Genomic DNA, 7,515 nt, shown 5'->3' with positions numbered 1-7,515 from the left:
GATACGGTGATGGTATGAGTGTTGATAATTTAGAGCAAAAAATTGCAAAGCAAGAAGAACGCTTAAGACAGCTAAAAGAACAGAAAAAAGCTGCCATTGCACGTGAAAAAAAGAAAGTTTCTGATCAACAAAGAAAAGATGATACGAGACGTAAAATTCTACTGGGAGCTTGGGCTTTAAATAAATTAAAAAATGATGAATCGTTTAAGCAGCAATTAGCCGATTTTGAGCAATTTTTAAATACGGAAAATAAGACCGAAGAAAATAAGCAGAAAGATAAAGATCTTTTTAATGGATTTATTTGGGATAAGACCTAAATTTCGCATAAGAGATTTTATGTTAAATTTTTTATATCAAAATTTCAAAGTGTACTGATGAGTACACTTTGAATGGGTTCTAATACCCGAATTTCGTATATGAGATTTTATGTTAAATTTTTTATATCAAAATTTCAAAGTGTACTGATGAGTACACTTTGAATGGGTTCTAACACCCGAATTTCGTATATGAAATTTTATGTTAAATGATTGTTAGAAATGCCCCTTGATCGAGGCATTTTCTATAAAGAATACTAAAAACTAATTAAAGCCAACCAAGTTTCAAAACAAGGCAGTTCTCAGCAATCATATTTTTAAATTATATAACTCCCAACTGAGCTTTTGCTCCAACGATAAGGCTTTCATTTTGAGTTTCTAAGGCAAATAAACCATACATCAAAGGAGAGGCCGCTGCTCTTTCTAAAGTCTGTTCATATAGTTTATTCCAAACTTTACCCCCTAGTTTTTCATACTCGATGATTAGAGTTTTGAGGCTTTCTTCTCCAAACAAAGTTACATGCCCAGCAAAATCAATCGCTGGGTCATCTATATGGGCTGTTGACCAATCAATAACGCCTGAAACAGCTCCATCCTTTGAAGCTAGTACATGCCCAGCATATAAATCGCCATGTATAAATTGGGTGAAATCTGCCCATAGAACATCATTATCCAACCATTTTCTGTAGCGGGTTTCCAATTGCTCACTTATACCAATTTCAGATTTTACTAACTGCAAATTGTTTGCTATTTCAGGTCTTAAATCTGAAGGTTTCATAATTTTCAAATCATTTTCCCGAACTTCTTTTTCAGGAATACTATGGATTTCAAATAAGGTTTTTGCCAAAGATGTTATGTATTTCGGGCTATCTTTGTCCATATTCCAAATTATTTCATAGGTTTCAGCATCCAAATTTAAAACAGGATTATCTTTAAGTATGGGATAAGCCACTAATTCTGTAGATGAAATTCTCCAATCAGGAACCTCTACAGAAAGATATTTTTTTACCAATTCTAAAATGCGTTTTTCTTTCTTGATTTGTTCCCTCATGCCATCACGACGAGGAATACGCAGCAACCATTGTTGCCCCTTTGTATCAAGAGCAAAAACGACCTTAAAATCAATGCCCATTTCATTGAAATTCATTTTGTCCGTAAGCAACAAGCCGTGTGCTTCAGCAAGTGATTGAATATCTTGAATTGTCATTTTTAATTTCCTTTAAAGAGTTCAATAATTAATGTTCGGATTAGATTGGCTATCATTAACAATCTCTCTCAAAAGTCTTGATGATTTTGTGGTCTTTGATCTCGTAGATAATGTCAGCAATATTATCGACCAATTGCTTGTCATGAGATACGAAGATAATAGTTCCTGCATAGGACTTCATCATTGTTTCTAATGCGGCAATACTTTTTAGGTCAAGATAGTTTCCTGGTTCATCCATAAGCAAAATATTATATTTTCCTAAAAGCATTTTGGATAAAAGCAGTTTGATGATTTCACCTCCCGATAAGTCGGATAAGTTTTTTTGAATATCATTCGCTCCGATCCCCATTGAAGCCAATACTGCACGAATTTCCGCAACTGTGTACTCGCACTCTTCCTGCATAAAGGAGAGCACAGATTTATGCGTGTTAAATTTATATCCTGTTTGTGTAAAGTAGCCAATTTCAGCTTTTGGAGATATGGTTAATCCATCAGCACGTTCTGATATCATTTTTAACAAGGACGTTTTCCCTGTTCCATTCGATCCAGTTATAGCGACTTTAGCGCCAAGCGGTATTATAAAGTTAGCGTCATCAAAGATAGTACGGCTACCAAATTTTAAGCTCAGACCATCTGCCGTAATCGGGAACTTATTGTGCAGTTCTAGGGCTGAACTTTGACGAAAACGAATAGAACGCAAATGCTCTGGTGCTTGAATATCTTCTAATGCAGCCAAACGCTTTTCCATACTCTTAGCTGCCTGATACAGTTTTCTTTGCTTGGTGCCAGTCATTTTTGCATGCCCAAGTCGTCCAGCACTTTCGGTAGAGTTTTTGGATTTTTCTCCTTTTTTCTTATTGTCTAATCGATTAGCTTGCTGGCGTTTTTCTTGCACAGCAGATTCTAATCGCTCCCGTTCCTTCATCATCAGCTCATATTCTACGGCTTGGTGTTGTCGCTCTTCTTCTTTTTGACGCAAGTAATCCGAGTAACCACCCCAATATTCCGTAATTTTACCGTCTTTTAACTCCCATATCTTGTCTACAACCATATCAAGAAAATATCGGTCATGACTGATAACAAGTAATGCTCCATCAAATGCTTTAAGTTGACCAATAAGTAGATCTATTCCATTGAGATCAAGGTGGCTGGTTGGTTCATCCGCTAGAATGCCATGTACTTGTTGGGAAAATGCGGCAGCAATTTTTGCACGAGTTTCCTCTCCGCCACTCATTGTGTCGTTTTGTACATTGGAAACACCAAGGCGAGATAACATTGCCCGGTCTTCGACCGTTTCTATTTCGATTCCGCCCAGTTGGCTGATATGTGCAAAATCACCAAAACGCTGTAATGTCGCTTCGGCTAAAACAATTTCGCCATTAAGTACTTTGAGTAAACTACTCTTTCCTGCTCCGTTATCACCCACAAGACCAATACGGTCATAAGAGTGAATTTCCAATTCATCAATATCCAAAACATCACGCCCAGCATAATCCAAGCGTATGTTTCTCGCTTTAATAATTAAACTCATTTTTATTTACTCCTGTTTAGCTCTTGAAATTTTTTATGCAGCAAACAGGATTTAGGTGAAAACAAAAGCTAGCATCACAGTGTCCTCCCAAAAAAAAAGCTATTCATCCACAGGGTGGACAAATAGCTAGTCAATTAAGTTATAACTGGAAACTATGCACTAAAAGCATACTTATAAATTAAGCATACTTTTACTTTATATATCCGCATATATTCTTAAAGACACAACAAAAGCCCACCATTATAAAATAGTGTCACTATGCAAATAGTTGTGTCTTAACGAATGCGGATAGAATGCATAAACTTACCTAAAAAATAAAATTCAGTTTTATGATAACTTTACTGTTAAAAGAAGTCTAGACAACCTTGTTTTATGCTTGGATATAAGGCTTATTTTAAAATAATAGTAGTGAAGATTTTCTAAAATTAACATAATACACCTTATACGAAATTTGTTATAATTCTCGTGAAAATTCAACGCTGTAGTTTCAATTTTCTAGCCCAGTCGTCAATGACTGGGCTTTTTTTATTACTTTTCACGTTCCACGCCTAGTCTTTAATCAATGTTCCACGATTTTGATTAAATAAACTGAATAATTCAATCTGCAGAATTTAAGCGATTATCTTGAATAAGATCACTCAACTTACCTTCAAGCGATTCGATTTTATATTTCAGAGACAAGATTGAATCTTTTAAACGTGAATTTTTAGGTGCATCCGGATTCTTTAATTGATTAAAAACCTCTAATAATTCGCTGTGATGAGTGCTTAACCTTTCAATGTCACTTTCAATAGCCATTCTTGGTGTCCACAGAGCAAGTAAACTTTGCTCATAATCTTTGAGTTCTTGATGACTCATTGCATCTAATTCAGCCTTAGTTCTCATGGTTTAAAATCCGTCTTGCTATGAAGAGCTTTAAAAATCCGTTTTGTTGTTTCCTCTCTTACACTTTTCGGATCTCGTAAGATGCCACTAATCCAGAGGGCAAATGTCGGGTAGTCTGGGAAATTACTGAGGTCTGATAGCTCAGAAAGTTTAGATAAAATAGTGCTGTACTTGTTAATTTGAGCATCAGATAAATTGCAGAACATATCTATAGTTCTTTGATCTCGCTGAGGCGCTATTAATTTTGGCTTAGGTTTTTCTTTCACTATAAATTTAAAGCCAACTACTGAACGCCCTTTTTTTACATTTTCATAAGTGAGTTCAATATCTGTATTAGTTGTAATCTCATTTAATGAAGGCTTCATTACTCGGTCTTTTAAATTACAGAGTTTGTCATAAGATTTGGGCAAACCCAGCTCATTTTTTATATGTTCTAAGGACATTTCAAATTGTCCCATTGCTTGATGCTTTTTAGCTAAATGATAAAGATCGAATGAGTAATCTTTTTTCAAACTTAGTACGATATCTTTTTTATATTTTGTATAAGGGTTTAATTTATCAAACTCTTTTAACATCAGTAGAACGATTTCAGGGAAACGTATAGCTATCCCTCCGTCTTCATAAGTGCAATCAATCACCCAATTCGACAGCACCTTTTTTCCTCTTTCATTGTTATAAGAGAAATTTCTTTTAAGTAGATTCTTGCTGGCTAGTTCTAACTGCGTATATGCGGAATGCGTTTTAATGCCACATTCTCTAGCAAACTCTTCTGCCGTAATCATAATTCGGTCTTTTTCAGTTGCATCAGTGGTTCTAGCAATTGGGCTAGCAAGTATTAACATTCGTTTTTCATCAATGTTCATACTCTTAAAGCATTCTTGAACATTGTTTTGCATAACAACCCAGCTCAGAGGATATGTTTTTTTATTTTCGTCCATATAACTACAACCCCAAAAAACTAACTAACTACATTGGTATTTATGTAGCTTAAACATACATTGTCGTTTATTTTTTGACTACTATTTTTGTAGTTTTTTAACAAAACTACAAACTTTTTCTTGTAGTTTAATGTCCGGTAAAAGTAGTTTCTATGTCCGGTAAAAGTAGTTTTTTAAGTCCATTTTGTCCGGCATTTGTAGTTTAATGTCCGGTAAAAGTAGTTTTTTAAAGTCTGAAAGCATTGCTAGGCGTGGTTTATAGGGGGGTCTAAAAGCTTTTAAAAGCTTTTTAAAAGAATAAAAGGGAATTTATTTCCAAAGTGAGTTATTAAAACTGCCCTTGGTACTCGCTAAAGCTCGTACTCTATTGAAGCTCGTTTCACTCGCTTCGTGGGGGGCAGTTTTTTGCATATATGATCAAGGATTCAAAAAGCAAAACATGAATAATGCATTCGCTATGCTCATGCTTTTTGACGAGCAAAAGCATCAATACTTCGCTCGTAGACACTCGCTAATCACTGTCCCCAGTAATTCAATAAAAAACGGTTTTTCAGAGGGGGAATAAGCAAACTTTCGTTGTGTCGCTCGTAGATACTCGCTAAAAGGCTCTCATTTGCGTTCTAAGCGATTTTATTTTTATCAACTATAGTTTTACTGTATTTCTATCAAAAGTCGCTAAAACCCCCGTTTTTTTGCGCTTAAATGGGATTTCTAAGGCGTGTAGTCATGGTTATTGTCATTTTCTGGCTTTTTAGGCTCATTTCTCTGCTGTTTTTCTTGTTCTTGGCGTCTTACAAATGCCAAATGTTCTTGTTGCTCTCGTTCTTGTGCATAGCGTTGTTCTTGTTGCTCTCGTTCTTTACGTAACTGCTGTTCTCTAGATTCACGATCTTTTCGGTCGTTTTCGAGCTGTATTGCTCTTTTTTGGGAAAACTCTTGCTGCGCTTCGGTCTCAATTTTTTTTGTAAAAGCCGCATGCAATTCTTGGATTTTTAGATCTTCCATTTCTTCTGCATATAGTCGCTTTTGTTTTTCACCATTTTGAGGACTAAAGTATTTATTTCCATAGTTATCTTCTTCAAATATATAACTATTTATGATCTCCAGTCTTTGATCGCGTACATACTCTTGATACTCAGTTTCTCTGCGTGATATTTCAGAAATTTGATGATCTATATTTGAAATTTGATCATTAAGTTTTCGTTGTTTAACAGTGATGTTCGGTTCGTCAAATTTTGCAAAAGACTTTTTAGGCTGGAGCAGCTGATTTTCTTCTGTCCATTTATTTAAATGATCAGAATATCTCTCTTTTTTTTCTATTTCACTAAGACCAGAAATATGCTTTTGGATGTCTAGTTGGGTGTTGTGTTGGTCGATCAGGTCATTTATTTGATTGATCCATTTTGTTTTAAAAAATAAAGGCTCTTTTTTGCGTAGTTCTGATATTGCAGAACTCATCGTGTCTAATTTTGTTGTTAATTTTGATAATTCTTCATTTTGGAATTCATAAAGTTTCTGAGAAGTTTTTTCTGAATACTCAGCTTGAGAGTATTGAAACTGAAGCTCACTTCGTACTTTTTGAACAAGATCCTCAGATACTTTGATGTTTTCATCCAGTGCGATGACCTTTTTGATTTTTAAATTACGTAGCTTAATTTCATCATTTTTCAGACTAATTTCTGTAAATATCCCTCGTCTCCGGAGGTATGTCGCTTGAGGACCTTCGTGCTGAGTTGCTTCTAGGTCACTTTCCTGGTCTTCATAACTTCTGTGATCGACACGTTCATCAAATCCATTTTGTTCCAGGTGATGATTGCATAACTCTGCAAATGATTCTCTCCAGTGGCTTACAGTTTCTGTGCCATTGTCACGACTGAAGTCCCTATATTTTTTTGCTGAAAAGCCACCCTGCTCATTAATACTTCGGGTTGTGAACATGATGTGTGCATGGTAGTTGCGTTCATCACTTCCACTGTCTGTATGAGGTGCATGAATAGCAGCATCAACGATGACACCGTATTTTTTAACGAGGTTTCGGCAAAGTTCATTGAGCATATTTTCACGCTGTTCAGCGTTTAACTCACTGGGAAATGCAATCTCAAACTCTCTTGCAAGTAATGCATCTTTTCTACGTTCAACCTTTTCGACTTCATTCCAAAGTGTTTGGCGCTTGAGTAACTCAGTATTTGTATTTTCAGGTGCATAGATTTTTGTAAATTCGACACCAGTTTTTCTTGTGTAGTCTTGTTCTTTTCCATAAAAATCGCATACCAATTTTTCACTTGAACGATATGCAGCACAAGCAACGGCCGATCGTCCATTACCTCTACTAATCGTTTTAACTGAAAAATGATATATCGCCATTTTGCTTTTGCTCTTTATTTCGATTTATCGAAATTACCAACATGTATATGTTGGTCAGGGGATTACAAAGGGGATTTACCCCTTGTCGCACCATTGGATGAAATCCAATGGCTAAGTGCGCCCTTCGGGAAAACCACGATAGCATGGGCTGTCTTGAATTTCAATTCAAACAGACCTATGCTTGAGGGGGATTCCTTGATACGGTGATGGTATGAGTGTTGATAATTTAGAGCAAAAAATTGCAAAGCAAGAAGAACGCTTAAGACAGCTAAAAGA

Annotated in this window: 7 protein-coding genes; 1 reads left to right on the top strand and 6 read right to left on the bottom strand. The window is 35.7% G+C overall.

What is annotated here, in order from left to right; genetic code table 11:
• The first annotated feature begins 14 nt into the window (after positions 1–14).
• Complete coding sequence (locus FTV03_RS16490; RefSeq protein ID WP_163169824.1) at positions 15–317, top strand: hypothetical protein; 303 nt, start codon at positions 15–17, stop codon at positions 315–317.
• 319 nt (positions 318–636) lie between these two features.
• On the opposite strand, the gene FTV03_RS16485 is transcribed toward FTV03_RS16490, so the two are convergent.
• The 6 genes from FTV03_RS16485 to FTV03_RS17825 form a co-directional block, all read right to left on the bottom strand.
• Complete coding sequence (locus FTV03_RS16485) at positions 637–1,521, bottom strand: Mph(E) family macrolide 2'-phosphotransferase (RefSeq protein WP_180041305.1); 885 nt, start codon at positions 1,519–1,521, stop codon at positions 637–639.
• A 55-nt stretch (positions 1,522–1,576) separates the two neighbouring features.
• Positions 1,577–3,052: an ABC-F type ribosomal protection protein Msr(E) gene (gene msr(E), locus FTV03_RS16480; protein ID WP_000052512.1), complete on the bottom strand. Its 1,476-nt coding sequence runs from the start codon at positions 3,050–3,052 to the stop codon at positions 1,577–1,579.
• Between the two features lie 597 nt (positions 3,053–3,649).
• Complete coding sequence (locus FTV03_RS16475) at positions 3,650–3,937, bottom strand: hypothetical protein (RefSeq protein ID WP_004870774.1); 288 nt, start codon at positions 3,935–3,937, stop codon at positions 3,650–3,652.
• Entirely contained in the window at positions 3,934–4,875 is a 942-nt protein-coding gene (locus tag FTV03_RS16470; protein WP_020846814.1) for a replication initiation protein, read from the bottom strand. Before FTV03_RS16470 ends, FTV03_RS16475 begins: the two co-directional genes overlap by 4 nt.
• 711 nt (positions 4,876–5,586) lie before the next feature.
• Positions 5,587–7,239 carry a MobQ family relaxase gene (gene mobQ, locus FTV03_RS16465; RefSeq protein ID WP_004870770.1) on the bottom strand — a complete coding sequence of 551 codons (1,653 nt, stop codon included), beginning with the start codon at positions 7,237–7,239 and terminating at the stop codon, positions 5,587–5,589.
• Positions 7,240–7,301: 62 nt separating this feature from the next.
• Positions 7,302–7,515 (bottom strand): hypothetical protein (locus FTV03_RS17825; protein ID WP_218950675.1); only part of this gene is annotated, 214 nt, incomplete at its 5' end.

The sequence above is a fragment of the Acinetobacter sp. YH12218 genome (genome assembly GCF_013417925.1).
GTDB lineage: Bacteria > Pseudomonadota > Gammaproteobacteria > Pseudomonadales > Moraxellaceae > Acinetobacter > Acinetobacter amyesii.
The sequence above is the reverse complement of the archived record's forward strand: the minus strand, read 5'-3'. Positions and strand labels throughout refer to the sequence as shown.

What these genes read in the sequence shown, in the direction of transcription:
- FTV03_RS16490 (WP_163169824.1), top strand. Translation starts at nt 15, where the DNA reads ATGAGTGTTGATAATTTAGAGCAAAAAATTGCAAAGCAAGAAGAACGC.
- FTV03_RS16485 (WP_180041305.1), bottom strand. Translation starts at nt 1,521, where the DNA reads ATGACAATTCAAGATATTCAATCACTTGCTGAAGCACACGGCTTGTTG.
- FTV03_RS16475 (WP_004870774.1), bottom strand. Translation starts at nt 3,937, where the DNA reads ATGAGAACTAAGGCTGAATTAGATGCAATGAGTCATCAAGAACTCAAA.
- FTV03_RS16470 (WP_020846814.1), bottom strand. Translation starts at nt 4,875, where the DNA reads ATGGACGAAAATAAAAAAACATATCCTCTGAGCTGGGTTGTTATGCAA.
- mobQ (WP_004870770.1), bottom strand. Translation starts at nt 7,239, where the DNA reads ATGGCGATATATCATTTTTCAGTTAAAACGATTAGTAGAGGTAATGGA.